Raw genomic sequence first — 25507 nt, 5'->3', positions numbered from 1 at the left:
ATACCCAAATTTTTAAAGAACGATTCTGATAAAGTTCAGAAATCAATATTCGATCCGAATATTCATTTCTAAGCTTTGACAAGGTAACAAAGGATGGTGGAGCCAAGCGGGATCGAACCGCTGACCTCCTGCGTGCAAGGCAGGCGCTCTCCCAGCTGAGCTATGGCCCCAACAAGAAACTGGTGGGTCTGGGCAGATTCGAACTGCCGACCTCACCCTTATCAGGGGTGCGCTCTAACCAACTGAGCTACAGACCCAGTTAAGAGCTGTTACCGATATCGTCTTCTTCAATGAATCAAGCAATTCGTGTGGGAGCTCATGATACAGCTGATGTCGTCGATTAAGGAGGTGATCCAGCCGCAGGTTCCCCTACGGCTACCTTGTTACGACTTCACCCCAGTCATGAATCACACCGTGGTAACCGTCCTCCCGAAGGTTAGACTAGCTACTTCTGGTGCAACCCACTCCCATGGTGTGACGGGCGGTGTGTACAAGGCCCGGGAACGTATTCACCGCGACATTCTGATTCGCGATTACTAGCGATTCCGACTTCACGCAGTCGAGTTGCAGACTGCGATCCGGACTACGATCGGTTTTGTGAGATTAGCTCCACCTCGCGGCTTGGCAACCCTCTGTACCGACCATTGTAGCACGTGTGTAGCCCAGGCCGTAAGGGCCATGATGACTTGACGTCATCCCCACCTTCCTCCGGTTTGTCACCGGCAGTCTCCTTAGAGTGCCCACCTTAACGTGCTGGTAACTAAGGACAAGGGTTGCGCTCGTTACGGGACTTAACCCAACATCTCACGACACGAGCTGACGACAGCCATGCAGCACCTGTCTCAATGTTCCCGAAGGCACCAATCCATCTCTGGAAAGTTCATTGGATGTCAAGGCCTGGTAAGGTTCTTCGCGTTGCTTCGAATTAAACCACATGCTCCACCGCTTGTGCGGGCCCCCGTCAATTCATTTGAGTTTTAACCTTGCGGCCGTACTCCCCAGGCGGTCAACTTAATGCGTTAGCTGCGCCACTAAAGTCTCAAGGACCCCAACGGCTAGTTGACATCGTTTACGGCGTGGACTACCAGGGTATCTAATCCTGTTTGCTCCCCACGCTTTCGCACCTCAGTGTCAGTATCAGTCCAGGTAGTCGCCTTCGCCACTGGTGTTCCTTCCTATATCTACGCATTTCACCGCTACACAGGAAATTCCACTACCCTCTACCATACTCTAGCTTGCCAGTTTCGGATGCAGTTCCCAGGTTGAGCCCGGGGATTTCACATTCGACTTAACAAACCACCTACGCGCGCTTTACGCCCAGTAATTCCGATTAACGCTTGCACCCTCTGTATTACCGCGGCTGCTGGCACAGAGTTAGCCGGTGCTTATTCTGTCGGTAACGTCAAAATTGCAGAGTATTAATCTACAACCCTTCCTCCCAACTTAAAGTGCTTTACAATCCGAAGACCTTCTTCACACACGCGGCATGGCTGGATCAGGCTTTCGCCCATTGTCCAATATTCCCCACTGCTGCCTCCCGTAGGAGTCTGGACCGTGTCTCAGTTCCAGTGTGACTGATCATCCTCTCAGACCAGTTACGGATCGTCGCCTTGGTGAGCCATTACCTCACCAACTAGCTAATCCGACCTAGGCTCATCTGATAGCGCAAGGCCCGAAGGTCCCCTGCTTTCTCCCGTAGGACGTATGCGGTATTAGCGTTCCTTTCGAAACGTTGTCCCCCACTACCAGGCAGATTCCTAGGCATTACTCACCCGTCCGCCGCTGAATCAGAGAGCAAGCTCCCTTCATCCGCTCGACTTGCATGTGTTAGGCCTGCCGCCAGCGTTCAATCTGAGCCATGATCAAACTCTTCAGTTCAATACTGCAATCGGGTTTTGAGAAAACCCTATAAACTTGGCTCAGCAATCGTTGGTTAAACCATGATTTCTCGCGGAGTAACTTATGATGCTGATAATCTTTTTGACTATCAGTCTGAGTCACAAGCACCCACACGAATTGCTTGATTCAGTTGTTAAAGAGCGGTGGGTTGATTCTTTCGTCTCAACCGAGGCGCGCATTCTACGCTTTCCTCAGAGTGTGTCAAGCGTTTATTTTGAAGTTTTTCAGAGAATCTCTAACAACTTCAACCACTTGACTCGCTTCGATCTCTCGTTAGCGGGAGGCGAATTCTACAGCGATTTGAGTCGCTGTCAACTGCCTTTTTCACCGCTTTCGACATTAAAATCGAAACACTTCGGAGCGGGCTACTTTGGTTAACTTCTTGATTATCAAGGAGTTTTCCGTTTGGTCTGCGCCGGAAGTGGGGCGAATTATAGAGAGATCTGTGGGGGCGTCAAGCACTGATTTCAACAAATTGTCATAAAGATCAAGAGCTTCCCCGCTTGGCACCCTATAAAGGCCGCCAGGTGCCTGCCTGGGGATCTTCATGCCTCATGACATCGAGCGCCGCCCGCGCGGCGCTTCCCGGGCAAGCCCGGTCCCACATCGGTTTCGGGCCAGTTATGCCTGTGAGATCTCCTCGACCGCCTTGTTTGTTCGCTACAAATCTCCAGTGAAAGAACAGGGCGGACAAGGTAATGGCACAGACAAAACTGGCCCGAAACCGACGTGGGACCGGGCTTGCCCGGGAAGCGCCGCGCGGGCGGCGCTCGATCTCAAGGGCGCCAGAAAGCCCAAGACATGCGCCTGGAGGCTTTCATGCAACCTCCAGACATGCATCTGGAGGCCTTCATGCAACCTCAAGACAAGCACCTAGCGGCCTTTATGCAATCCGCATAAATGAAGACAATGAATTCTATGGTGTCCCAGGGCAGGTTCGAACTGCCAACCTTCCCCTTAGGAGGGGGACGCTCTATCCAATTGAGCTACTGAGACATGCGTTGAGCGCTACCAGGAACCGGCAGCGCGACGGACGGCGTGCATGTTACCCAGCCCGCCTGCGTTTGTCATGTCATCCGTGACCTTTGTGCCTGTAGGCAACCGCCTTCACGAAGGGAACTTTTTGCGATTCCAGCGCAGCCCGTCTACCACGGGCGCTAAGCCGGTTCGTGCATTTTGCAAGGCTGCCAATTGGCCATCTTGCAGATTGCAACCTGCCATCGTTTTGAAAACCCTGTAAACTACTGAAATCATTGGGTTTTAATGCCAAGACCGAGTTGGCACGAGGCCTGCTGTAGTCACTCCTATAAAAAGTGGCCAGGCAGCCCTTCACCTTCACGGAGACAAGCCCAATGAACAGCACCCTCTTAGCCATGAACACGCTGGCGCTTGTAGCCCTGGTCGCTTTTCACTTCCACGATGCCAAGCAGCCGGATGCGGCCTTGGCGCCTGTTCAGGCCGAACACTTCATGCCGCGCCACGCTCCACAGCTGGCTGACATGAACCCGAGCCGAGGGATGCCGGTGTTGACATCGCAGCCGGATGAAGGCGAAGCAACACCGGTGCATCACATTGACCGCTTTACCTTCTGAGGAGCAGCACATGTCCAAAAGCGCATGGGCCTTTTTTCTGGTCGCCATCGCCAGTTTCCTGGCCGCGGTAACGCTGCCACCGGACGCCGGTCAGGCCAGCGCCCTGATGGGCACCGTCAGCGGCGTGGCTGGCGTATTGTTGCTGTTGGCCCTGTTCCGCGGCCGCAAGATCAAGTTCGACCCGTCGTTGCGTTGATGCCATGACGCGCCAGCAGCGCCAGCAGGCGCTGCACCGCTGACGCAAGGTCGGCGGAGTTGTCCAGCGCTTCGATGCGCACGCCTCCCTCTTTCCACTGTCCGGCATCCGCCTGAAGCCGCTCATTGCGCGCCAGGCGCTGTTCGATGTCGTGCACGCTTTCCCGGCCGCGGGCCAGCAGGCGTTGGCGCAGGACCCGCGTGTCGACCGTGACCAGCACCGGCAACAGGTCGGGATAACGCTGCAACGCATGGGGTAGCCAGGCCCGCGAGCCGTTGGCCAGCACGTGCTGCCCGCGAGTGAGCCGTGCGTTGATGTCAGCACCGATACCATATTGCAAACCATTGGCCTGCCAGTCCATGGCAAACTCGCCCGCCTCGCGCATCCGCGCGAACGCATCAGGGCTAACGCCTATAGCGTCTTCACCGACTGCTTCGGCAGACCGGGTAATGATGCGCCGCGCCACCTGTACACCCACTTGGGCCAACGCGGCACGCGCCGCTTCGATGATGCTGTCCTTGCCTGAACCCGAGGGGCCCATGAGGTAAATCACACGTCCTGACATCTTATCGCCCTGTATGGCGTCATGCTGGCAACCTGCCAAAATGCCACTATGCTCAATCTTAGGGTAGCTCGCGCGTCATTGTGCACAGGTTGCACCCGACGAGCCAGAGCACCTCTTGAGGTGGCGTGGACGAGAAACGACGGTTAGCGGGCAGTGGGGATTTTCAAACCAGTACGCATTTTCGACAATTGGTGCTGGCAAAAAGCCCTCATTCAGTTCAATATTTGTCACAGAATTGGCGCCAATGAAATGGCGACTATGAGGCATCATAGAAGCCTCTTTCACAATTCGGGTTGAACTTTTGCTGTAGCGACTGTCGTAAACACATCGTGCGGCTAATTTCGAGAACCGCTCCCCCTGAACTAAACGGTCAAATATATGCGCCCATTGAAACAGGCTATTTACTCCAGCCGTACGGCTGACAAATTCGTCGTACGCCTTCCCGATGGAATGCGTGAGCGCATTGCAGAGGTAGCTCGTAATCATCACCGTAGCATGAACTCGGAAATCATCGCCCGCCTGGAGCAGAGCCTTATTCAGGAAGGCGCCCTGGGCGAAGAACTGAGCATGCGCCTGGACAGCCCCGAGCTGTCGTTGCACGAGCGCGAACTGCTGCAACGCTTCCGCCAACTGTCGCACCGCCAGCAGAATGCGCTGGTGTCGTTGATCGACCACAATGCCGAGGCCGCCGCCGACGCCTCGTGAGCGTCTGCCACTGCCCATGAAAAAAGCCAGCGCTAAGCTGGCTTTTTTTGTGGGCGGCGATCAAGCCGGGCATCCGGGCTACATCAGGAACAGCGTGGCCAGGCCTAGGAAGATGAAGAAACCGCCGCTGTCGGTCATGGCGGTGATCATCACGCTGGAGCCCATGGCCGGGTCGCGGCCGAACTTGGCCAGCGTCATGGGGATCAATACGCCCATGAAAGCGGCCAACAGCAGGTTGAGGGTCATGGCGGCGGTCATCACCACACCCAGTGACCAACTGCCATACAGCATGTAGGCAACGACGCCGATCACACCCCCCAGATAATGCCGTTGATCAACGATACCGCCAATTCCTTGCGCAGCAAGCGCGAGGTGTTGCCGGGGCTGACCTGGTCCAAAGCCATGGCGCGCACGATCATGGTGATGGTCTGGTTGCCGGAGTTGCCACCGATACCGGCCACGATCGGCATCAGCGCCGCCAGGGCCACCAGGCGTTCGATGGAACCTTCGAACAGGCCGATAACCCGCGAGGCCACGAACGCAGTGATCAAGTTGATGGCCAGCCATGACCAGCGGTTGCGCAACGAGCGCCACACCGAGGCGAAGATGTCTTCTTCTTCGCGCAGACCAGCCATGTTGAGGACTTCGGTCTCGCTCTCCTCGCGAATCAGGTCGACCATCTCGTCAATGGTCAGTCGGCCGATCAGGCGGGCGTTCTTGTCGACCACCGGTGCCGAGATCAGGTCGTAGCGCTCGAAGGCCTGGGCAGCATCATAGGCGTCTTCGTCAGGGTGGAACGACACGGGGTCGTTGGCCATGACGTCGGCCACCTGCTTCTCCGGGTCATTGACCAGCAGGCGCTTGATCGGCAGCACGCCCTTGAGCACACCGTCATGATCGACGACGAACAGCTTGTCGGTATGGCCCGGCAACTCCTTGAGGCGGCGCAGGTAGCGCAGCACCACTTCCAGGCTGACGTCTTCGCGGATGGTGACCATCTCGAAGTCCATCAGCGCACCCACCTGCTCCTCGTCGTAGCTCAGGGCCGAGCGCACACGCTCGCGCTGCTGGGCATCGAGGCTTTCCATCAGCTCGTGGACGACGTCTCGGGGCAGTTCTGGGGCCAGGTCGGCGAGCTCGTCGGCGTCCATCTCCCGCGCGGCGGCCAGCAGCTCGTGATCGTCCATGTCGGCGATCAGGGTTTCGCGCACCGAGTCGGATACTTCAAGGAGAATGTCGCCATCGCGCTCGACCTTCACCAACTGCCAGACCGTCAGGCGATCTTCCAGGGGCAAGGCTTCGAGGATGTAGGCAACGTCGGCAGAGTGCAGGTCATCGAGCTTGCGTTGCAGCTCGACGAGGTTCTGCCGGTGCACCAGGTTTTCCACCAGCTCGCCATGCTGGCCTTCCTGGCGGTGCGTCAGGTCTTCGACCACACGCTGGCGCTGCAGCAATTCGACCACCTGGGCCAGGCGATCCTGCAGGCTGTCTTGCGGCTTTTTTACTTCTACTTCAGTCATAGGCGAACTCCACCCCCAGCAGCGGAGTACGCCAGAGGTTCAATCGGTCGATTCTTGATAGGTGCAGCGAGCTATTGAGTAACTACTGGGTAAGTCCATGGATAGGGTCCAAAGCCCCGGCGGGGCTGACGGGCGCAATGATACACCGCCTGCAGGCTTTTAATGCGAAAAAATCTGGCAAGAACAAAAGCTTGCGCACGAAAGCTCGGCACCTTGCCAACATCGCTCGGTGGGACGACGCATGCGGAAAGAAAAGCACCCGCGCCCGCTCGAAAAAACCGCGCTAGGCTTTCGACCACCCTGTCATGGAGGACGTTCGATGAAAGCTGCCCACTGCCTGGCCGGCCTGCTGCTGGCCTGCCCTGCCCTGGAGGCCTCAGGCCAGACCGTGTCGCGCTGCGAGGATGATGACGGGCAATTGACCTTCACCACGCTGCAGTGCCCGCCTGGAACGCAGCACAGCCTGTACAGGGCCTACCACCCATTCCTGACCAGCGACAGCGAACGAACGGCTGCGCGGGAGCGCGAGGAACGCAGGCGGCAAGACCAGGACCTGCGACGAATGAGCGAGGAATAAAGCCATTGACGGCGTGTGAAGAAAAACCTGAAAAGCAAAAAGCCCGCCTTCAGAAGAAGGCGGGCTTTCACTTGTATGGTGCACTCGACAGGATTCGAACCTGTGACCGCTCGGTTCGTAGCCGAGTACTCTATCCAGCTGAGCTACGAGTGCAAGGTTGGCGCTTGGTAGACCAGATCACCTCTGGTTGTTGCAGAAGACTCTTTCGTTGCCGAAACAGACTTCGTAAAATGGTGCACTCGACAGGATTCGAACCTGTGACCGCTCGGTTCGTAGCCGAGTACTCTATCCAGCTGAGCTACGAGTGCACGATGGTACTTGATGGACCAGATCACCTCTGGTTTGTTGCAAGAAGACTCTTTCGTTACCGAAACAGACTCTTAAATGGTGCACTCGACAGGATTCGAACCTGTGACCGCTCGGTTCGTAGCCGAGTACTCTATCCAGCTGAGCTACGAGTGCATATGTTGCCGCGCATCATAGTTCGTTGAAACTTTTTGTAAAGCACTTTTTTCAGTAATTTCAACAACTTACCTAAAAAGCCAGCTTTCAACGCCCTAAAGAAATAATGGCGGAGAACGGGGGATTCGAACCCCCGACACCCTTTTGAGGTGTACTCCCTTAGCAGGGGAGCGCCTTCGGCCACTCGGCCAGCTCTCCGCAACACGGGGCGTATATTATCGATAGCCCCTTTCTGACGCAAGCACTTTTTTCAAAAAAACCTAAATTAATTAAGCACTTGGTTCCTCGTCCTTCTCCTGCTTGATCCGCAGGTAGATTTCCTCGCGGTGAACAGCCACCTCTTTGGGGGCGTTCACGCCAATACGCACCTGATTGCCTTTGACGCCGAGCACGGTCACGGTGATCTCGCCATCACCAATCACCAGACTTTCCGCGCACCGACGAGTCAAAATCAGCATTACCTCTCTCCTCACCCACTGCGTGGGGAACAACACGGTCTGTAAAAAAGCAAAAGGCGCGGCAGAGCCGCGCCTTCTGGGCAGACGCCTTTATTCGCCCTGGCGGGCAGCGTCCAGTTCAAAAGCGGTGTGCAACGCGCGCACAGCCAGCTCCAGGTACTTCTCTTCGATCACCACCGACACCTTGATCTCGGACGTGGAGATCATCTGGATGTTGATGCTCTCCTTGGCCAGCGCTTCGAACATGCGACTGGCGACGCCCGCGTGGGAGCGCATGCCGACGCCGACGATCGACACCTTGGCAATCTTGGTGTCACCGATGGTCTGGCGTGCACCGATCTCGCGAGCGGTGTTCTCCAGCACCTGCAAGGCCGACTGGTAGTCGTTGCGGTGCACGGTGAAGGTGAAGTCGGTGGTGTTATCGTGCGAAACATTTTGCACGATCATGTCCACTTCAATGTTGGCGGCGCTGATGGGGCCCAGGATCTTGAACGCCACGCCAGGGGTATCTGGCACGCCACGGATGGTCAGCTTGGCCTCATCGCGGTTGAAAGCGATGCCGGAAATGATCGGCTGTTCCATGGATTCCTCTTCATCGATGGTAATGAGGGTGCCCGGACCCTCCTGGAAGCTGTGCAATACGCGCAGCGGGACGTTGTACTTGCCGGCGAATTCCACCGCGCGAATCTGCAGCACCTTGGAACCGAGGCTGGCCATTTCCAGCATCTCTTCAAAGGTGATCTTGTCCAGGCGCTGGGCCGTGGACACCACACGCGGGTCGGTGGTGTAGACACCGTCGACGTCGGTATAGATCTGGCACTCATCCGCCTTGAGCGCAGCAGCCAGGGCGACACCGGTGGTGTCGGAGCCGCCGCGGCCCAGGGTGGTGATGTTGCCGTGCTCGTCCACGCCCTGGAAGCCCGCCACGACCACGACCCGACCGGCCTTGAGGTCGGAACGGATCTTCTGGTCGTCGATCTGCAGGATGCGCGCCTTGGTGTGCGAGCTGTCGGTGAGAATACGCACCTGGTTGCCGGTGTAGGACACCGCCGGCACGCCACGCTTGATCAGAGCCATCGCCAGCAATGCGATGGTGACCTGTTCACCGGTGGACACGATCACGTCCAGCTCACGCGGGACCGGCTGGTCGCCGCCACTGGCCTGTTTGGCCAATTCGATCAGGCGATTGGTTTCGCCGCTCATGGCAGACAGTACCACCACCAGGTCGTCGCCGGCTTCGCGGAATTTCTTAACCTTCTCGGCCACCTGTTCGATACGCTCGACAGTGCCGACGGAGGTGCCTCCGAATTTTTGTACGATCAAAGCCATTTCAAAGCCGCCTCAGCCCGTGAAGGGCGCCCATTAAACATTCAAACGCTACAACGCGGGGGCCAGTGACTAGACCACTGGCCCCCGCGAGGGTGAATCAGAGACCTTGTTCGACAAACGGCACGGTCAGGGCCAGGGCCGCGTCCAGCGCGCCGGCGTCGACGCCGCCGCCCTGGGCCATGTCCGGACGCCCGCCGCCCTTGCCGCCGACTGCCGCGGCAGCCTGCTTCATCAAGTCGCCAGCCTTCAGTTTCGAAGTCAGCGCCTTGGTGACGCCGGCCACCAGCACGACTTTTTCCTCATGCACGCCACCGAGCAGGATCACGCCCTCGCCCAGCTTGTTCTTCAACTGGTCGACCAGCGCCAGCAGCGCCTTGCCGTCCTGGCCGTCCAGGCGCGCAGCCAGCACCTTGACGCCCTTGACGTCCACGGCCGCGGCCGAGAGGTCGTCGCCGGCGGCGCTAGCGGCCTTGGCCTGCAGTTGCTCCAGCTGTTTCTCCAGCTGGCGGTTGCGCTCGATCACCGCCGACAGCTTGTCGATCAGGTTGTCGCGGCTACCCTTGACCAGCTGCGCGGCTTCCTTGAGCTGCTCTTCGGCACCGTTCAGGTAGGCCAGCGCAGCAGCGCCGGTGATGCCTTCGATACGGCGCACGCCCGAGGCCACGCCGCCTTCGCTAATGATCTTGAACAGGGCGATGTCGCCGGTACGGTTGGCGTGGATACCGCCACACAGCTCGACGGAGAAGTCGCCGCCCATGGTCAGGACGCGCACCTGGTCGCCGTACTTCTCGCCGAACAGGGCCATGGCGCCCTTGGCGCGGGCGGTCTCGATGTCGGTTTCTTCGGTTTGAACCGGGGTGTTCTTGCGGATCTCGGCGTTGACGATGTCTTCCAGCGCCTTGATCTGCTCCGGCTTGATGGCCTCGAAGTGGCTGAAGTCGAAACGCAGGCGCTGGCTGTCCACCAGCGAGCCTTTCTGCTGCACATGGTCACCCAGCACTTGGCGCAAAGCCGCGTGCAGCAGGTGGGTGGCGGAGTGGTTCAGCGAGGTGGCGTGCTGCATGTCGCCGTCGACCTGGGCGGTCAACTCGGCACCCACGCTCAGGTTGCCCAGCGAGACCACGCCGTGGTGCAGGAACGCGCCACCGGTCTTGGTGGTGTCGCGCACGTCGAAGCGGCCATTGCCGGCCAGCAGGTAGCCGCGGTCGCCGACCTGGCCACCGGATTCGCCGTAGAACGGCGTCTGGTCGAGAATGACCACGCCCTCTTCGCCTTCAGCCAGTTGCTGCACGGCCGCGCCGTCCTTATAGAGGGCCACGACCTTGGCAGCACCCTGGTGGCCGGCGTAACCGGTGAACACGGTAGGTACGTCGACCTTGACCAGGGCGTTGTAGTCCATGCCGAACGAGCTGGCGGAGCGAGCGCGCACGCGCTGGGCTTCCATTTCGCGTTCGAAGCCGACTTCGTCCAGGGTCAGGTTACGCTCACGGGCGATGTCGCCGGTCAGGTCCATCGGAAAACCGTAGGTGTCGTACAGCTTGAACACCACGTCACCCGGTACCACGGTACCCTTGAGGGTCGCCAGGTCGGCTTCGAGGATCTTCAGGCCCTGCTCCAGGGTCTTGGCGAACTGCTCTTCCTCGGCCTTGAGCACGCGCTCGATGTGCGCCTGCTGCGCCTTGAGCTCAGGGAAGGCTTCGCCCATCTCGGCCACCAGCGCGGCGACGATCTGGTAGAAGAAGCTGCCCTTGGCGCCCAGCTTGTTGCCGTGGCGGCAGGCGCGACGAATGATGCGGCGCAGCACGTAGCCGCGGCCTTCGTTGGACGGCAGCACACCGTCGGCGATCAGGAAACCGCAGGAACGGATGTGGTCGGCCACCACCTTCAGCGATGGCTGGTTGTCGTTGGTGCAACCGATGGCCTGGGCCGACGAGGCCAGCAGGCTCTGGAACAGGTCGATCTCGTAGTTCGAGTGCACGTGCTGCAGCACGGCGCTGATGCGCTCCAGGCCCATGCCGGTGTCCACCGACGGGGCTGGCAGCGGGTGCAGCACGCCGTCGGCGGTACGGTTGAACTGCATGAAGACGTTGTTCCAGATCTCGATGTAGCGGTCGCCGTCTTCTTCCGGCGAGCCGGGTGGGCCGCCCCAGATGTCGGCGCCGTGGTCGTAGAAGATCTCGGTGCAAGGGCCGCACGGGCCGGTATCGCCCATGGTCCAGAAGTTGTCGGAAGCGTACGGGGCGCCCTTGTTGTCACCGATGCGCACCATGCGCTCGGCCGGCACGCCGACTTCCTTGGTCCAGATGTCGTAGGCTTCGTCATCGCTGGCGTAAACCGTCACCCAGAGTTTTTCCTTGGGCAGGTTCAGCCATTTGTCCGAGGTCAGGAAGGTCCAGGCGAAGGTGATGGCGTCGCGCTTGAAATAGTCACCGAAGCTGAAGTTGCCCAGCATTTCGAAGAACGTGTGGTGACGGGCGGTGTAGCCGACGTTTTCCAGGTCGTTGTGCTTGCCACCGGCACGCACGCATTTCTGGCTGCTCACCGCGCGGGTGTAGGCGCGCTTTTCCTGGCCCAGGAAACAATCCTTGAACTGGTTCATGCCCGCGTTGGTGAACAGCAGGGTTGGGTCATTGCCCGGGATCAAGGAGCTGGAGGCTACACGGGTGTGGCCTTGCTCCTCGAAGAAGCGAAGGAAGGCTTCACGGATTTCTGCGCTTTTCATTAGATTCTTCCACGACAGGCTGCGGCCATAGGCCAGTTCGAAACGTCACTGGACGTTTCGACGGCAAAGGGCCGCATTATATCGGCCCTGAGGCCGCGGTACAGTGTGTTTATACGTCACAGGCTGCCAATCGGGGCTCCGGCTGTCAATTTATGCCTGAATCCCCCCTCCACAAGGCACCGCCCGGTAGCAGCGGACCTGGCCGCGTCACGCCCACCGCCCAGTTTCAGGCATACCGAAGGGTGTGCGCTGACCAAAAGTTTGGCGCCTACAACTAAATGGTTAGCGCTCTGGCGATGCACAGTGCAAAAAAGTATGTTAAAAATCTTCCCGCCGCCTACCGATGGGCGGCAACGTTCTCAGGGCGGGGTGCAATTCCCCACCGGCGGTAATGGTGCGCAATGCGCCTAGCCCGCGAGCGCTTGGCAGGCTTAGGCCTGGCAAGGTCAGCAGACCCGGTGTGATTCCGGGGCCGACGGTCATAGTCCGGATGAAGAGAGAACGGGATTGGCACCCAAGGGCCGACGGCTGGCCGCGTACCCTTGAATCCCATTCGATCCAACTGCCCTGTTTTTCATACAAACAGGAGTCAACGTAGATGCAACCCACCGCAATCGACAGCAAAAGCCACCCGAACGAGCGCATCGCTTTCATTCAGGCTTGCTGGCACAAGGATATTGTCGACCAGGCCCGTATCGGCTTCGTCGAGCAGATCACCCAACTGGGCTACCAGGAAAGCGATATCGACGTCTATGAAGTCGGCGGCGCGTTTGAAATCCCGCTGCACGCCAAACTCTTGGCCAAGACCGGCCGCTACGCCGGTATCGTCGGCGCGGCGCTGGTGGTGGACGGTGGTATCTACCGCCATGACTTCGTTGCCGCCACGGTGGTCGACGCGCTGATGCAAGTGCAGCTGGAAACCGAAGTGCCGGTATTCTCGGTGTCACTGACACCGCACAACTTCCACGGCCAGGAACACCACGACTATTTCTTCAAGCACTTCCTGCACAAGGGCCACGAGGCAGCCAACACCTGCGCCGACACCCTGCAGAAAGTCCGCGCCCTGCGCCGCCTGAGCGCCCAGCACAAGGTCGCCTGATTTGCGCTGACCTGCTCCCGAGCGTCGCCCGGCCCCACAAGGTATACACCCTCCATTGTGGGACCGGGCGAAGCTCGGGAAACAGACGCCACCGATCTCACGCCGGCACGATCAATATCCCCGCACGCAAGCCGTTCTTGACCTTGGGGTTGGGGAAGATGATGCGCGCCCCCTCCTCTTCCACGATCCAGCGGCATTCGGCCAGGTCTTCGGCCAGCAGATAGCCCTGGGGCAATTCCGAAAAATTCTCCACGTCCGTCGGCAGGTGCAGGCGGAAGGCATCGCTGTGCTTGATGACCTCGCGGGCCACACGGAACTGCTTGAGGCGGCGCGGCTCGCCCAGGTCAGGCTCGTTGCCTTGAATGATCTGCTTCAGGCGGGTTTCCAGCGGCGCCAGGTTCACCTGCTCGTTATGGCCGAACGGCCGCGCCTTGCCCAGCTCCAGGGTAAAGGCTTCGGCGCCCAGCTGCTCGTAGGTGTAGGCGCTGAACGTGATGGACGGCTTGCTCTGCAGCAGCACCGCTTCCATGCCCGCTGCTTCCAGCCGGGCCAGCTCATGGGACGAATGCTCCCGGCCCTCCTTGAACGGGTACAGGGCGAACTGCTCGATCTTCGAGCCGCGGATGGCGGTGTGCAGGTCGTAATGCAGACGGGTGCGGTCCGGCACGCTGAAGAAGGTGGCGGCCAGGCGTTCCAGCTCGCAGGCGCGCAGGGCCTCGGGGCCGCTGGAGAGCTCGTGCCGGCCGTTGAACAGGCGGTTGACGTCCTGTTCAAGGTAACGCTCGCCGCGCCGGATGGCTTCCGGGTTGCCGAACAGGAACAGAATACGGGCGCGCGGCTTGAGGTCGCCGCGGGCGATGTCGTGCAACAGGCCATCGAGCAGTTCGATGGGCGCTGTCTCATTGCCATGGATACCCGCCGACAGCAGCAGGTCCAGGCCGTTGTCCCGGGCGTCGGGAGGGCGAACCTCGAGGGCCCCCTCGCCGAGCCAACGCATGCGCACGCCGTCGACGGTCAGCTGAGTTTTCTCTGCCGGCTCACGGCCGGCGAGGGTCAATTCAAGCAGCTTGCCGAGGGCGAGCATAGGCGTCAGTCCTTAGTGTTGGCAGTCGGGACCATGTACATGGTCGTCGTCTTCACCGGCGTCGGCCGGCTCCATTTCCAGTTGCAGGCTCACCAGGTTGGTGGCCAGCGGGCGCAGCAGCAGGTTGGCGTATTCAGCATCGCCTTCCTCTACGTCCACGCCGATCAGCAGCTGGCCGCGGCCGTCCTGCTGGATCCATACTTCCTTGCCTTGCCAGACCACGGCAAAGCGGGTGCAGGAGGTTTCCAGCTGGGTGCCGTCGGTGTCTTCAAGAATCAGCCGCAGGGCGTCGGACATGGGAAAAATCTCTCAAGGTTGAAGTTGGAAAGGGTAAACCGCGCCCAGTTTAAGGATTTGCGTCAGTTCATCCAATGCCGTGCGACACTCCACCAGCAATTGCGGGTCGGCCAGGTCGGCTTCACTGAGGCGGTCGCGGTAGTGGCGGTCCACCCATTGGGTGAGCGTGTCATACAGCGGCGCGGTCATGATCACGCCCGGGTTCACCGCCGCCAGCTCGGTTTCATTCAACGCCACACGCAAGCGCAGGCACGCCGGGCCACCACCGTTCTGCATGCTCTGCTTGAGGTCGAACACCTTGACCTCGGCAATCGGCCCGCCCTGGGCGGTCAACTGCTGCAGGTACTGCCAGACACGCTCATTGGCCCGGCATTCCTCGGGCACGATCAGCAGCATGGAGCCGTCGGCACGGGACAACAGCTGGCTGTTGAACAGGTAGGACCGCACTGCGTCCTCTACCGCGACCTGGCTGCGTGGCACGCACACCGCCTGGAAATGGCCGCCCCTTTTCGCCAGTTTAGCCTGCAGTTGCGCGAGCATCGGCGCGGTGTCGACAAAGGCGTCCTCGTGGTAGAACAGCAGCTCGCCATTGCCCACTGCGATCACGTCGTTGTGAAACACACCCTGGTCGATCACTGCCGGGTTCTGCTGAGCGTAGACCACGCCCTCCTCGCTCAGGCCATGCAGCCGGGCGACCGCCTGGGACGCCTCTAGCGTCTGGCGCGCCGGGTATTTCTGCGGTGCCGGGTAGCGGGTGTCGAACGCACTGCGGCCGAACACGAAGAACTCCACGCCCGCCTCGCCGTAGTCGCGGCAGAAGCGCGTGTGGTTGGCCGCCCCCTCATCACCAAACTGACCAACGGCAGGCAATGCCGCGTGATGGGCAAAATGGCGCTCGTCGCGAAACATGGCCCCCAGCACCCGGCTGGTTGTGGGGTGCTCGATGCTGCGGTGATACTTGCAATTCAGGTTCGCGGCAGTGAAATGCACGCGGCCGTCGGCGGTGTCGGCGCTGGGGCTGACCGTGGCAGCATTGGCCACCCACATGCTCGATGCCGAGCAACTGGCCACCAACAATGGCATGGCATCGCGCGCGGCGCGCTCGATCACCTGAGCATCGCTGCCGCCGAACCCCAGCGCACGCAGGGCAGCTACATCCGGGCGCTCCTGAGGGGCGAGCACGCCTTGCTGGAAGCCCATGTCCATCAGCGCTTTCATTTTCGCCAAACCCTGGCGCGCCGCTTCCCGCGGATTGGACGCCTGCTGGCTGTTGCTCTGGGAGGCGACGTTGCCGTAGCTCAACCCACCGTAGTTGTGGGTCGGCCCTACCAGGCCATCAAAATTCACTTCATAGGCTTTCATCAGGCAGGCTCCATCGATCTCATTGTCATGCACGCGCTCACAGCTTCACGCCCGGGGTCAGGCTGGCCGGCAGGCTGACCTGCGGGGCCTCCAACGAGGCTACCGGGTACGCGCAATAGTCGGCGGCGTAGTAGGCGCTGGCGCGGTGGTTGCCCGAGGCGCCAACGCCGCCGAATGGCGCCGTGCTGGCAGCGCCGGTCAACTGCTTGTTCCAGTTGACGATGCCGGCGCGGCTCTGCAGCCAGAATTGCTGGTAACGCGCCTCGGAGTCCGACAACAGGCCAGCGGCCAGGCCGTAGCGGGTATTGTTGGCCTCGGCGATGGCCGCGTCGAAACGGCCGTAGCGGATAACCTGCAGCAACGGGCCGAACCACTCTTCGTCGGCGCGTTCCTTTACCTGGGTGACATCGATGATGCCAGCGGTCAACAGCGCGGCCGTCGGTTGAGGCTGGGTCATGCTCAGCAGCGCCGTGGCGCCTTTGGCCAGCAGGCCGGCCTGGGCATCGAGCAAGGCCTGGGCGGCCGCCAGCGACACCACCGAGCCCATGAATGGCGCCGGTTGCTGGTCGTAGGCACCCACCACCAGGTTGCCCGCCACCTCGACCAGGCGCTTGAGCAGCCCGTCACCCCACGCGCCTTCGGGCACGATCAGGCGACGGGCACAGGTGCAGCGTTGCCCGGCGGAAATGAACGCCGACTGGATGATGGTGTAGACCGCCGCTTCGAGGTCCTGGACTTCTTCCACCACCAGCGGGTTGTTGCCGCCCATTTCCAAGGCCAGGATCTTGTCCGGGCGCCCGGCGAACTGGTTGTGCAGCGAGTTGCCGGTACGGCTGGAGCCGGTGAAGAACAGGCCGTCGATACCGTCGTGGGCGGCCAGGGCGATACCCGTGTCGCGTGCGCCCTGCAACAGGCTCAGCACGCCGGCGGGCAAACCGGCGTCGATCCAGCACTGCACGGTCAGTTCGGCGACCTTGGGGGTCAGCTCGCTGGGTTTGAACAGCACGGCGTTACCCGCCAGCAGCGCCGGCACGATATGACCATTGGGCAGGTGACCGGGGAAATTGTAGGGGCCGAACACGGCGACCACGCCATGGGGTTTGTGACGCAGCACGGCGGTGGCGTCGGCCAGCGGCCCGCTCTTTTCGCCCGTGCGCTCGCGGTAGCTCTGGATCGAAATGGCGACCTTGTTGACCATGCTGGTCACTTCGGTAGCCGCTTCCCACAACGGCTTGCCGGTTTCCTCACCGATGCAGCGGGCGAGTTCATCGGCACGGGCCTTGAGCGTGGTGGCGAATTTTTCCAGGACACCGATGCGCTCGTCCAACGGCCGCGAGGCCCAGCTGACGAACGCATGACGGGCAGCGAACACGGCCTGGTCAACCTGGGCCTCGCTGGCGGCGCGGCCTTGCCAGATCACCGCCTGGGTCACCGGGTTCAACGACTCCAGGGCTTCGCCCTGGCCTGCCAGCCACTGGCCGGCGATGTACAAGGTGCTCATGAACGTACCTCCCGGCCGGCCTGGGGCGACAAAGGCACGGCGCGTACCTGGTCGCCGGCGCTCAGGCGCAGACGCTTGGCAGTCAGCGGATCGACCACCAGGGTGCCGGCCGCCTGACGGGCGGGTGCCGCGGTGATCCGGCAGTCTTCGCGCTTGCGGTTGTGAATCACGTATGGCGTGGCATCGTCACCGGGGGTACCGATGGCCAGCACCAGCGCTTCGCTGTCCTGCACGGCGCGGATCTTGGTGGTCTCGCACTCGATGGCCGGGCCTGCATCGAAAATATCGACATAGCCCTGGTAGCTGAAGCCTTCGCCCTTGAGCATGGTCAACGCCGGCTCGGTGTCGGTGTGCACACGGCCAATGACGTTGCGCGCCGCTTCCGACAGGAAGCAGGTGTACAACGGAAACTTGGGCATCAGTTCGGCAATGAATGCCTTGTTGCCGACGCCGGTCAGGTAGTCGGCCTGGCTGAATTCCATCTTGAAGAAATGCCGGCCCAGGCTTTCCCAGAACGGCGAGCGGCCGTTCTCGTCGGACATGCCGCGCATCTCGGCGATGATCTTCTTGCCGAACAGCTGCGGGAACTCGGCGATGAACATCAAGCGCGCCTTGGACAGCAGGCGGCCGTTGAGGCCGGTGCGGTGTTCACTGCGCAGGAACAGCGAGCACAGCTCGGAATTGCCGGTCAGGTCGTTGGCCAGGAACAGGGTGGGAATTTCCCGGTAGATGTCCAGTTCCTGGGAAGCGCTGACGGTCAGGCCCACCCGGTAGTTGTACCAGGGCTCACGCAGGCCGACGGCGCCAGCAATGGCGGAAATGCCGACCACCTGGCCGGCATCGTCTTCCAGCACGAACAGGTAGTCCGCGTCGCCGCGGCCGGCTTCGCCCCGGAAAGTCTTCTCGGCCCAGCCCACCCGGTGCGCCAGGCGCTCCTCGTTGGCCGGCAAGGTGGTCAGGCCGGTGCCGGTGCTGCGGGCCAGCTCGATCAGCGCGGGTAAGTCGCTGCTGCGTACGGGACGAACGATCATGCTTTCTCCTTGCGCGAGCCGCAGTGGCGGCCCGCAGAACTCGACCTGTGAATGACAGGTATCAAACCGCTACCAGGCGCACGCTGGCGCCTTCACCAACACCCAGGGCCTCGGCCGCTTCCAGGCTGAGCGTCACCGGCTTGCCGGGCACCCAGTCCAGTTCCAGCAACACGGCCCGGTAGTCCTGGAGCTGGGCGTTGGCCACCAGATAGGGGCGCGCGCCCTTGACCACGTCGCAGTTGCCACTGTCGAGCTTGACGGGCACCACGCGGCTCTGGGCAATGGAGCGGATGCCCGAGACCCGCGCATGCAGCGTCGGGCCGCCGTCGAAGATATCGATGTAGTGGTCGGTCTCGAAACCTTCGCGCATGAGGATGTCGAAGGTGATCTGCGCCCGCGGGTGCACCTGCCCCATGGCTTCCTGGGCGGCGTCGGGCAGCAGGGGCACATAGATCGGGTAGTGCGGCATCAGCTCGGCCAGGAAGGTGCGGCTCTTGATGCCGCACAGGCGCTCGGCCTCGGCGTAGTTGAGGTCGAAGAAGTTGCGGCCGATGGCGTCCCAGAAGGGCGAATCGCCATTCTCGTCGCTGTAGCCCACGATCTCGGTCACCACCGAGTCGGCGAAACGCTCGGGGTGGTTGGCCATGAACAGCAGGCGCGCCCGGGAGTTGAGCTCCGACCAGGCGCTGCCCACCAGCTCAGGCACCACGTAGAAACTGGTGAGCAGGCTGTTGCCGGTCAGGTCATGGCACTGGGAAAGCACGTGAATCTTGTTATGGATCTTCAGCTCGCGGGAGGCGTGCACGAAGGTCTCATTACGGAAACTGTAGAAAGGTTCGGAATAGCCTGCCGACGCAACGATGGCGGAACAACCCACCAGACGCTGGCTATGGGCGTCTTCCAGGACGAAGAAATAGCTTTCTTCACCGTTGAAGCTGACTTCGGCGGCGAAGGACGCTTCCGACTTGGCGATCTTGTCGCGCAGGCGGTCGGCGTCATCCGGCAACGACGTGACACCAATCGGGCTGTCCGCGGCCAGGCGTTGTACCTCGGCCAGGTCAGCCATTTGCGCAGGGCGCATTACCAGCATGGTGTCACTCCTTGGAATTGCTTGAAAAAAACGGCGAGCGCCGTAGCGCCCGCCTTCACGACCCGGGGATCAGGCCTGGGTCAGTTGCTTGACGGCACGTTCGAAGCGGTCCAGGCCTTCGTCGATGTCGGCGTCTTCGATCACCAGGCTCGGGGCGAAGCGCACCACGTCGGGGCCTGCCTGCAGGATCATCAGGTCATGCTGTTCGGCAGCGTTGAAGAAGTCCTTGGCCTTGCCTTTCCAGGCATCGCTGAGTGCGCAGCCGATCAGCAGGCCCAGGCCGCGGATTTCGCTGAACACACCGTACTGCTCACCGATCTGTTGCAGCCGAGCCTTGAAGCGCTCGTGCTTGGCTTTCACGCCGGCCAGCACTTCAGGGGTGTTGATGACGTCCATCACCGCCTCGCCCACGGCGCACGCCAACGGGTTGCCACCGTAGGTGGTGCCGTGCACGCCAACGGCGAAGTGCTTGGCCAGTTCGGTGGTGGTCAGCATGGCGCCGATAGGGAACCCGCCGCCCAGGCTCTTGGCGCTGGAGAGGATGTCCGGGGTCACGCCGTAGTGCATGTAGGCGAACAGCTCGCCGCTGCGGCCCATGCCGCTCTGCACTTCGTCGAACACCAGCAGCGCATTGTGCTGGTCACACAGCTCGCGGGCGCCTTGCAGGTAGGCCAGGTCGGCCGGCAGCACGCCGCCTTCACCTTGCACCGGCTCCAGCACCACGGCGCAGGTCTTGTCGGAGATGGCAGCTTTCAGGGCGGCCAGGTCGTTGTACGGAACGTGGGTGATACCGGTGATCTTCGGGCCGAAACCGTCGGAGTACTTGGGCTGGCCACCGACGCTGACGGTGAACAGGGTACGGCCGTGGAAGCTGTTGGTGGCCGCGATGATCTCGTATTTTTCCGGGCCGAAGTTGTCATGGGCCACGCGGCGGGCCAGCTTGAAAGCGGCCTCGTTGGCTTCGGCGCCGGAGTTGCAGAAGAACACCCGGTCGGCAAACGTGGCGTCGACCAGCTTGTGGGCCAGGCGCAGGGCCGGCTCGTTGGTGAAGACGTTGGACACGTGCCAGACCTTGTTGGCCTGCTCGGTCAGCGCGGCTACCAGCGCCGGGTGCGCGTGGCCCAGTACGTTCACGGCGATGCCACCGGAGAAGTCCACCAGCTCGCGGCCGGCCTGGTCCCACACCCGGGAACCTGCGCCGCGCACCGGAATGAAGGCCGCCGGGGCGTAGTTGGGGACCATTACCTGGTCGAAATCGGCGCGTTGCACCTGGGCATGCTCAACGGACATCGGAGTCTCCTGATGAGGAACGCCAGCCTGGTATGGCCGGCGATGGGGGGATTGTAAGGACGAACCGGCGCCTGTCCTTGTCGCCAAGCGACAACTTATTACAGCGCCAAACCGTGAAAACGGGGGGTTTTCGGTAATGCGACATATTATTGCATCAAGGATGCGGTGTGTCTGGAGGTTTGGCGGGTGGGGTGACTGCGGGGCACAGGTGGGGAATGGAGCAAGGCTGCCCAGCGCATGGCCGGGCCGGTATCAGGGCTACGCGGTGAGTCGCAGCCTCGACACCCGTCTCAGGCAGGAAAACGCCCTACCCGCGCTCCGCCGGCACCGAAGACAACTCGAACGGACTGCTGCTACGCCGCTGGTTGCGGTCCTCGCGCGGCGTAGCCCCGAAGAAATTCCGGTAGGCACTGGAAAAATGCGGCCCCGAGGAGAACCCGCACGACAGCCCTATCTGAATGATCGACTTGCTGGTCTGCATCAACATCTGCCGCGCCTTGTTCAAGCGCAATTCCAGGTAGTACTGGCTCGGCACGCGGTTGAGGTACTGCTTGAAAATCCGCTCCAACTGCCGACGCGACACGCACACGTGCTGGGCAATTTCGTCGGTGGTCAGCGGCTCCTCGATGTTGGCTTCCATCAACAGCACCGCCTGGGTCAGCTTCGGATGGCTGGACCCCAGGCGGTTCTGCAGTGGAATGCGCTGACGCTCGCCGCCTTCGCGAATGCGCTCCACCACCAGCTCCTCGGAGACCGCACCGGCCAGCTCGGCCCCGTGGTCGCGGGCCAGCACGGCCAACAGCAGGTCCAGTACCGACAAGCCGCCGCAGGCCGTCATGCGGTCGCGGTCCCAGTCGAACAGGTGGCTGGTGGCGATGACCTTGGGGAAGCGCTCGGCGAAGTCGTCCTGCCAGCGCCAGTGCACCGCGGCGCGGTAACCGTCCAGCAGGCCGACCTGAGCCATGGGGTAAACCCCGGCCGACAGCCCGCCGATGACACACCCGGCACGCACCACCTGCTTGAGCGCCGTCGCCAGCGCGGGAGCCAGGGCGGCAGGGGGCTCGTCGGCCAGCAGGAACAGTTTCTGACAGCCTTCCAGGCGCCCAGCCCAGGGGCCGCCGGGCAATTGCCAGCCACCCGCCTCGCCCGCTGGTTCGGCATGCAGGAACACCCGCTCGTAGCTCACCTCGGGGTGCACCTTCTGGGCGACATCCAGCGCCTCTTCAGCCAGCGCCAGGGTCAGGGCTTTGGTGCTGGGCCAGATGAGAAAACCGATACGTTGGGCTGTCATGGGGTGCGGTCCGAAACCAGGTCAGGTTCAATGCCCGGCGGCCAATGGGCTCGCAGGCGAGTGGAAGGGACAGGCTGGCAAGACGCGCAGCATGCCCCTTTCTACAGCAAAGTGGCAGTCATCTTCTGTTTCAAATGACGACTATTTCAGGCTTCCGGAGAGGAATTGCTGCAACCGCTCGGACTTGGGATTGGCCAGCACGTCGCGCGGGTTGCCCGACTCTTCCACCAACCCCTTGTGCAGGAACACCAACTGGTTGGACACCTCGCGGGCAAAGCCCATCTCGTGGGTGACCACCACCATGGTGCGGCCTTCCTGGGCCAGGTCCTGCATGACCTTGAGCACGTCGCCCACCAGCTCAGGGTCCAGCGCCGACGTCGGTTCGTCGAACAGCATGACCTCGGGCTCCATGGCCAGGGCACGGGCGATGGCCACGCGCTGCTGTTCGCCGCCGGACATATGCCCTGGGTAGGCATCCTTGCGGTGCGCCACCCCTACCTTGTTCAGGTAGTACTCGGCTTTCTCCAGTGCCTCTTTCTTCGCGACCCCCAGTACATGCACGGGTGCTTCGATGATGTTTTCCAGAGCGCTCATGTGCGCCCACAGGTTGAAGTGCTGGAACACCATCGACAGGCGCGAGCGCATGCGCTGCAACTGCTTGGGGTCGGCCGCCTTGAGCGCGCCATCCTTGCTGGCCACCAGTTGCAGCTCTTCGTTGTTGAGCAGGATCTTGCCGGCGTGGGGCTGCTCCAGCAGGTTGATGCAGCGCAGGAACGTGCTCTTGCCCGAGCCGCTGGAGCCGATGATGCTGATCACGTCGCCAGCCTTGGCGGCCAGCGAAACGCCCTTGAGCACTTCATGGTTGCCGTAGCGTTTGTGCAGGTCCTGGACTTCAAGTTTGTACATAGTGGTTCTCGCAAAACAGTCAGTCGTTGAGCAGGCGCCCGCGACGAAGGGGTTGGCGCCCGGCGACCTTGGCCAGCCAGAAACCCGGCTGGGCATAACGCAGTCGTTCGATGGCGAACAGCACGCCGGCAGTACCGGCACACACGACAGTATGTTGATCGCCCAGCGGGTCGATCACTTCGAACAGCGGCTCGCCCGCTTCCACCCAGTCACCGGGGGCGCGTAGAAAACTGACCACGCCGGGGTGTGGTGCGAACAGCAGCTCGGTACCTTCGAAGGGCATGCCTTCGCACGGCTCGCTGGCCGCTGCCGGCCAGTCGCCGCTGATCAGGCCTTGCTCGGCGAGGAACGCCAGGATCCCCTCTGCATGGCGCTCGGCGTCATCGCGGCCGGTGTCGGCCTGGCCGCCCAGCTCTACCGTGGTGGCCAGGCAAGCCAGCGGGATCTGTGCGTCGGGGAACTGGCGCGACAGGCGCAGCCAGGGCAACGAACACGCCTCGTCGAACGAGCTGCCACCCGAGTCTTCGGCCAGCAGGCCTACCCGTACGTTCAGGTGCGCGGCCAGGGAGCGCCACTGCGGCCAGTGCTGGGGCAAGGCGTACATGTGCAGCGCCGCGTCGGCGTCGCAATGCAGGTCTAGCACCACGTCGGCGTCGCAGGCATGGCTCAGCAGCAGGCGTTGCAGGCCCTGCAGTTGGCTCGAGGCAGGCGGCAGCGCCGCCAGGACATCGCCCATGGCCTGGCGAACCAGGCGGATATTGGCGTGGGGGTCATCCCCCAGCTGGCCGGCCAGCGCCTCGGCCACCGGCTCGCTGAGCTCATGAAAGTCACGGTTGAAGTTCTTGCCGCTGCCGAACTCGAACCGGCCCTGATGGGCGCCCTGCAGCAACTGGCCCAGGCCGATGGGGTTGGCCACCGGCACCAGCTCGATGACACCCTTGAGGGCACCGGCCGCTTCCAGCGCCAGCAAGCGTTTTTTCAGCTCCCAGGCGGTGCGCATGCCCGGCAATTCGTCGGCGTGCAGGCTGGCCTGGATATAGGCCTTGCGCTCGCCACTGCCAAAGCGAAACACGCTCAGGTGGCGTTCGCTGCCCAAGGTACTCCAGGGCAATGGATGATCGATGCGTTGCATGTCTTCAGCCCTTGCGTGGTGCCAGGTAGCCCAGCCAGCGGCGCTCGGCCAGCTTGAACAGGCGAACCAGGATAAAGGTCAGGCACAGGTAGAAAACCCCTGCGGTGATATAGGCTTCGAACGGCAGGTAGTACTGTGCGTTCACCGTGCGCGCGGCACCGGTGATGTCGATCAGGGTAACGATGGAGGCCAGGCTGGTGGTCTGCAGCATCATGATCACCTCGTTGCTGTACTGCGGCAGCGCGCGGCGCAGGGCGGACGGCAGCAGGATGCGACGGTACATCTTGACGCGCGACATGCCCATGGCGCGCGCCGCCTCGATCTCGCCGTGGGGCGTGGCCTTCAGGCTGCCGGCGACGATTTCGGCGGTATAAGCGCTGGTGTTGATGGCAAAGGCCAGGCAGGCACAGAAGGTGGCGCTGGACAGCCAGGGCCACAGGAAGCTCTCGCGCACCACGGCGAACTGGGCCAGGCCGTAATAGATCAGGAACAGCTGCACCAGCATCGGCGTGCCGCGGATCACATAGGTGTACAACCAGGCCGGCAGGTTCACCAGCGGGCGCTTGGACACCCGCATCAAGCCCAGCGGCAAGGCCGCCAGCAGGCCGAAGAACAGCGACAGCAGCAACAGCTTGACGGTTTCCAGCACGCCGCTGAAATACAGCGGCAGGTTGTCCCAGACCACGTTGTAGTCAAAGATCATAGTTCAGCCACCCTTACGCCAGCCGAGTAACGTTTTTCCAGGAACCGCAAGGCCAGCAGCGACACGCTGGTGATGATCAGGTACAGCGCCGCCACGGCCAGGAAGAAGGTGAACGGCTGGCGCGTGGCGTCCGCCGCGGCCTTGGCCTTGAACATCATGTCCTGCAGACCCACCACCGACACCAGGGCAGTGGCCTTGACCAGTACCAGCCAGTTGTTGGTGAAGCCGGGAATGGCCAGGCGGATCATCTGCGGCACCAGCACGCGGAAGAATACCTGGCGGCTGTTCATGCCATAGGCGAGTCCAGCCTCGGCCTGCCCCTTGGGGATGGCCATGAACGCACCGCGGAAGGTTTCCGACAGGTACGCCCCGAAAATGAAGCCCAGGGTGCCGATACCGGCCGCCAGGGGGTTGAGGTCGATGTAGTCATCGAAGCCCAGCAAGGGCGCGACACGGTTGAGCAGGTCCTGGCCGCCGAAGAAGATCAGCAGGATCAGCACCAGGTCGGGAATGCCGCGGATGACCGTCGAATAGGTCGCCCCCAGCCAGGCCAGCCACCGCACCGGCGACAGCCTGAGTGCGACGACGATCAATCCCAGGGCAATGGCCAGCGCCATCGACGACAGGGCCAACTGCAAGGTCAGCCAGGTGCCATCGAGGATGACCGCCCCGTAGCCTTCTAACATGTAAATTTCC

Annotated in this window: 21 protein-coding genes, 7 tRNA genes, 1 rRNA gene, 1 pseudogene and 1 riboswitch; of the genes and pseudogenes, 5 read left to right on the top strand and 25 right to left on the bottom strand. The window is 61.7% G+C overall.

The features are described from left to right. Positions 1-94: 94 nt before the first annotated feature. The 4 genes from HWQ56_RS07205 to HWQ56_RS07190 form a co-directional block, all read right to left on the bottom strand. Positions 95-170 (bottom strand) — tRNA-Ala (locus tag HWQ56_RS07205). Positions 171-180: 10 nt separating this feature from the next. Further along, positions 181-257: transfer RNA gene (locus tag HWQ56_RS07200), tRNA-Ile, on the bottom strand. Between the two features lie 84 nt (positions 258-341). Next, a 16S ribosomal RNA gene (locus HWQ56_RS07195) occupies positions 342-1878 on the bottom strand. A 940-nt stretch (positions 1879-2818) separates the two neighbouring features. Then, a tRNA-Arg gene (locus HWQ56_RS07190) sits at positions 2819-2895 on the bottom strand. A gap of 356 nt (positions 2896-3251) precedes the next feature. On the opposite strand from HWQ56_RS07190, the gene HWQ56_RS07185 reads away from it, so the two are divergent. Continuing rightward, a complete protein-coding gene (locus HWQ56_RS07185) occupies positions 3252-3491 on the top strand; it encodes a hypothetical protein (protein WP_176570110.1) in 240 nt (79 codons plus the stop codon). 10 nt (positions 3492-3501) lie between these two features. Beyond that, positions 3502-3687 carry a PA3371 family protein gene (locus HWQ56_RS07180; protein WP_158158237.1) on the top strand — a complete coding sequence of 62 codons (186 nt, stop codon included), beginning with the start codon at positions 3502-3504 and terminating at the stop codon, positions 3685-3687. Here HWQ56_RS07180 and phnN read toward each other — a convergent pair. Next, entirely contained in the window at positions 3662-4252 is a 591-nt protein-coding gene (gene phnN, locus HWQ56_RS07175; protein ID WP_158158238.1) for a phosphonate metabolism protein/1,5-bisphosphokinase (PRPP-forming) PhnN, read from the bottom strand. The two genes, HWQ56_RS07180 and phnN, sit on opposite strands and share 26 nt — an antisense overlap. Before the next feature lie 378 nt (positions 4253-4630). On the opposite strand from phnN, the gene HWQ56_RS07170 reads away from it, so the two are divergent. Beyond that, on the top strand, positions 4631-4957 hold the full coding sequence (locus HWQ56_RS07170) for an Arc family DNA-binding protein (protein ID WP_158158239.1): 327 nt from the start codon (positions 4631-4633) through the stop codon (positions 4955-4957). Positions 4958-5035: 78 nt separating this feature from the next. Here HWQ56_RS07170 and mgtE read toward each other — a convergent pair. After that, a pseudogene (gene mgtE / locus HWQ56_RS07165) lies at positions 5036-6477 on the bottom strand (magnesium transporter). A gap of 319 nt (positions 6478-6796) precedes the next feature. Here mgtE and HWQ56_RS07160 point away from each other — a divergent pair. Further along, on the top strand, positions 6797-7054 hold the full coding sequence (locus tag HWQ56_RS07160; protein ID WP_176570109.1) for a hypothetical protein: 258 nt from the start codon (positions 6797-6799) through the stop codon (positions 7052-7054). Positions 7055-7130: 76 nt separating this feature from the next. Here HWQ56_RS07160 and HWQ56_RS07155 read toward each other — a convergent pair. The 7 genes from HWQ56_RS07155 to alaS all read right to left on the bottom strand — a co-directional run bounded on the left by HWQ56_RS07155 (position 7131) and on the right by alaS (position 12025). Next, a tRNA-Arg gene (locus HWQ56_RS07155) sits at positions 7131-7207 on the bottom strand. A 78-nt stretch (positions 7208-7285) separates the two neighbouring features. Then, positions 7286-7362, bottom strand: a tRNA-Arg gene (locus tag HWQ56_RS07150). 77 nt (positions 7363-7439) lie between these two features. After that, a tRNA-Arg gene (locus HWQ56_RS07145) sits at positions 7440-7516 on the bottom strand. Between the two features lie 107 nt (positions 7517-7623). After that, positions 7624-7714: transfer RNA gene (locus HWQ56_RS07140), tRNA-Ser, on the bottom strand. Between the two features lie 71 nt (positions 7715-7785). Continuing rightward, positions 7786-7974 carry a carbon storage regulator CsrA gene (gene csrA / locus HWQ56_RS07135; RefSeq protein ID WP_158156485.1) on the bottom strand — a complete coding sequence of 63 codons (189 nt, stop codon included), beginning with the start codon at positions 7972-7974 and terminating at the stop codon, positions 7786-7788. 90 nt (positions 7975-8064) lie between these two features. After that, positions 8065-9303 (bottom strand): aspartate kinase, encoded by a 1239-nt coding sequence (locus HWQ56_RS07130; protein WP_158156483.1) that lies wholly within the window; start codon positions 9301-9303, stop codon positions 8065-8067. Between the two features lie 97 nt (positions 9304-9400). Next, on the bottom strand, positions 9401-12025 hold the full coding sequence (alaS, locus tag HWQ56_RS07125; protein ID WP_158156482.1) for an alanine--tRNA ligase: 2625 nt from the start codon (positions 12023-12025) through the stop codon (positions 9401-9403). Positions 12026-12376: 351 nt separating this feature from the next. After that, positions 12377-12532: riboswitch (FMN riboswitch) on the top strand. Between the two features lie 91 nt (positions 12533-12623). Here alaS and HWQ56_RS07120 point away from each other — a divergent pair. Further along, the gene (locus HWQ56_RS07120; protein WP_158156480.1) at positions 12624-13124 is read left to right on the top strand and encodes a 6,7-dimethyl-8-ribityllumazine synthase; all 501 of its coding nucleotides are present in this window, start codon (positions 12624-12626) and stop codon (positions 13122-13124) included. Between the two features lie 97 nt (positions 13125-13221). Here the strand turns inward: HWQ56_RS07120 and astE are convergent, their stop codons facing one another. From astE to HWQ56_RS07060, 12 genes are all read right to left on the bottom strand, one after another. Beyond that, on the bottom strand, positions 13222-14208 hold the full coding sequence (gene astE, locus HWQ56_RS07115; RefSeq protein ID WP_158156478.1) for a succinylglutamate desuccinylase: 987 nt from the start codon (positions 14206-14208) through the stop codon (positions 13222-13224). Between the two features lie 12 nt (positions 14209-14220). After that, positions 14221-14505 (bottom strand): topoisomerase II, encoded by a 285-nt coding sequence (locus tag HWQ56_RS07110; RefSeq protein ID WP_158156476.1) that lies wholly within the window; start codon positions 14503-14505, stop codon positions 14221-14223. Positions 14506-14517: 12 nt separating this feature from the next. After that, positions 14518-15867, bottom strand: a complete 1350-nt coding sequence (gene astB / locus HWQ56_RS07105; RefSeq protein ID WP_158156474.1) for an N-succinylarginine dihydrolase — start codon at positions 15865-15867, stop codon at positions 14518-14520. Between the two features lie 37 nt (positions 15868-15904). Beyond that, complete coding sequence (astD, locus tag HWQ56_RS07100) at positions 15905-17368, bottom strand: succinylglutamate-semialdehyde dehydrogenase (protein WP_176570108.1); 1464 nt, start codon at positions 17366-17368, stop codon at positions 15905-15907. Then, a complete protein-coding gene (gene astA, locus HWQ56_RS07095) occupies positions 17365-18399 on the bottom strand; it encodes an arginine N-succinyltransferase (RefSeq protein ID WP_158156470.1) in 1035 nt (344 codons plus the stop codon). Before astA ends, astD begins: the two co-directional genes overlap by 4 nt. Before the next feature lie 61 nt (positions 18400-18460). Then, positions 18461-19489, bottom strand: a complete 1029-nt coding sequence (aruF, locus tag HWQ56_RS07090) for an arginine/ornithine succinyltransferase subunit alpha (protein ID WP_176570107.1) — start codon at positions 19487-19489, stop codon at positions 18461-18463. A gap of 69 nt (positions 19490-19558) precedes the next feature. Continuing rightward, entirely contained in the window at positions 19559-20779 is a 1221-nt protein-coding gene (locus HWQ56_RS07085) for an aspartate aminotransferase family protein (RefSeq protein ID WP_158156466.1), read from the bottom strand. A gap of 307 nt (positions 20780-21086) precedes the next feature. Then, positions 21087-22070, bottom strand: coding sequence for a transcriptional regulator ArgR (gene argR, locus HWQ56_RS07080; RefSeq protein ID WP_158156464.1), 984 nt, complete (start codon positions 22068-22070; stop codon positions 21087-21089). A 141-nt stretch (positions 22071-22211) separates the two neighbouring features. After that, complete coding sequence (locus HWQ56_RS07075; protein ID WP_158156462.1) at positions 22212-22976, bottom strand: ABC transporter ATP-binding protein; 765 nt, start codon at positions 22974-22976, stop codon at positions 22212-22214. 19 nt (positions 22977-22995) lie between these two features. After that, complete coding sequence (locus HWQ56_RS07070; protein ID WP_158156460.1) at positions 22996-24108, bottom strand: M14 family metallopeptidase; 1113 nt, start codon at positions 24106-24108, stop codon at positions 22996-22998. A 4-nt stretch (positions 24109-24112) separates the two neighbouring features. Continuing rightward, complete coding sequence (locus HWQ56_RS07065; RefSeq protein ID WP_158156458.1) at positions 24113-24811, bottom strand: ABC transporter permease; 699 nt, start codon at positions 24809-24811, stop codon at positions 24113-24115. Further along, positions 24808-25497 (bottom strand): ABC transporter permease, encoded by a 690-nt coding sequence (locus HWQ56_RS07060; RefSeq protein WP_158156456.1) that lies wholly within the window; start codon positions 25495-25497, stop codon positions 24808-24810. Before HWQ56_RS07060 ends, HWQ56_RS07065 begins: the two co-directional genes overlap by 4 nt. Between the last annotated feature and the right edge of the window lie 10 nt (positions 25498-25507).

The sequence above is a fragment of the Pseudomonas eucalypticola genome (assembly GCF_013374995.1).
In the GTDB taxonomy this organism is placed as follows: Bacteria; Pseudomonadota; Gammaproteobacteria; order Pseudomonadales; family Pseudomonadaceae; genus Aquipseudomonas; species Aquipseudomonas eucalypticola.
This window is presented reverse-complemented; position numbering and strand designations above follow the sequence as displayed.

Bases quoted from the DNA above. Each gene is read 5' to 3' on its own strand.
- HWQ56_RS07185 (WP_176570110.1), top strand. From the start codon at position 3,252: ATGAACAGCACCCTCTTAGCCATGAACACGCTGGCGCTTGTAGCCCTG.
- HWQ56_RS07180 (WP_158158237.1), top strand. From the start codon at position 3,502: ATGTCCAAAAGCGCATGGGCCTTTTTTCTGGTCGCCATCGCCAGTTTC.
- phnN (WP_158158238.1), bottom strand. From the start codon at position 4,252: ATGTCAGGACGTGTGATTTACCTCATGGGCCCCTCGGGTTCAGGCAAG.
- HWQ56_RS07170 (WP_158158239.1), top strand. From the start codon at position 4,631: ATGCGCCCATTGAAACAGGCTATTTACTCCAGCCGTACGGCTGACAAA.
- HWQ56_RS07160 (WP_176570109.1), top strand. From the start codon at position 6,797: ATGAAAGCTGCCCACTGCCTGGCCGGCCTGCTGCTGGCCTGCCCTGCC.
- csrA (WP_158156485.1), bottom strand. From the start codon at position 7,974: ATGCTGATTTTGACTCGTCGGTGCGCGGAAAGTCTGGTGATTGGTGAT.
- HWQ56_RS07130 (WP_158156483.1), bottom strand. From the start codon at position 9,303: ATGGCTTTGATCGTACAAAAATTCGGAGGCACCTCCGTCGGCACTGTC.
- alaS (WP_158156482.1), bottom strand. From the start codon at position 12,025: ATGAAAAGCGCAGAAATCCGTGAAGCCTTCCTTCGCTTCTTCGAGGAG.
- HWQ56_RS07120 (WP_158156480.1), top strand. From the start codon at position 12,624: ATGCAACCCACCGCAATCGACAGCAAAAGCCACCCGAACGAGCGCATC.
- astE (WP_158156478.1), bottom strand. From the start codon at position 14,208: ATGCTCGCCCTCGGCAAGCTGCTTGAATTGACCCTCGCCGGCCGTGAG.
- HWQ56_RS07110 (WP_158156476.1), bottom strand. From the start codon at position 14,505: ATGTCCGACGCCCTGCGGCTGATTCTTGAAGACACCGACGGCACCCAG.
- astB (WP_158156474.1), bottom strand. From the start codon at position 15,867: ATGAAAGCCTATGAAGTGAATTTTGATGGCCTGGTAGGGCCGACCCAC.
- astD (WP_176570108.1), bottom strand. From the start codon at position 17,368: ATGAGCACCTTGTACATCGCCGGCCAGTGGCTGGCAGGCCAGGGCGAA.
- astA (WP_158156470.1), bottom strand. From the start codon at position 18,399: ATGATCGTTCGTCCCGTACGCAGCAGCGACTTACCCGCGCTGATCGAG.
- aruF (WP_176570107.1), bottom strand. From the start codon at position 19,489: ATGCTGGTAATGCGCCCTGCGCAAATGGCTGACCTGGCCGAGGTACAA.
- HWQ56_RS07085 (WP_158156466.1), bottom strand. From the start codon at position 20,779: ATGTCCGTTGAGCATGCCCAGGTGCAACGCGCCGATTTCGACCAGGTA.
- argR (WP_158156464.1), bottom strand. From the start codon at position 22,070: ATGACAGCCCAACGTATCGGTTTTCTCATCTGGCCCAGCACCAAAGCC.
- HWQ56_RS07075 (WP_158156462.1), bottom strand. From the start codon at position 22,976: ATGTACAAACTTGAAGTCCAGGACCTGCACAAACGCTACGGCAACCAT.
- HWQ56_RS07070 (WP_158156460.1), bottom strand. From the start codon at position 24,108: ATGCAACGCATCGATCATCCATTGCCCTGGAGTACCTTGGGCAGCGAA.
- HWQ56_RS07065 (WP_158156458.1), bottom strand. From the start codon at position 24,811: ATGATCTTTGACTACAACGTGGTCTGGGACAACCTGCCGCTGTATTTC.
- HWQ56_RS07060 (WP_158156456.1), bottom strand. From the start codon at position 25,497: ATGTTAGAAGGCTACGGGGCGGTCATCCTCGATGGCACCTGGCTGACC.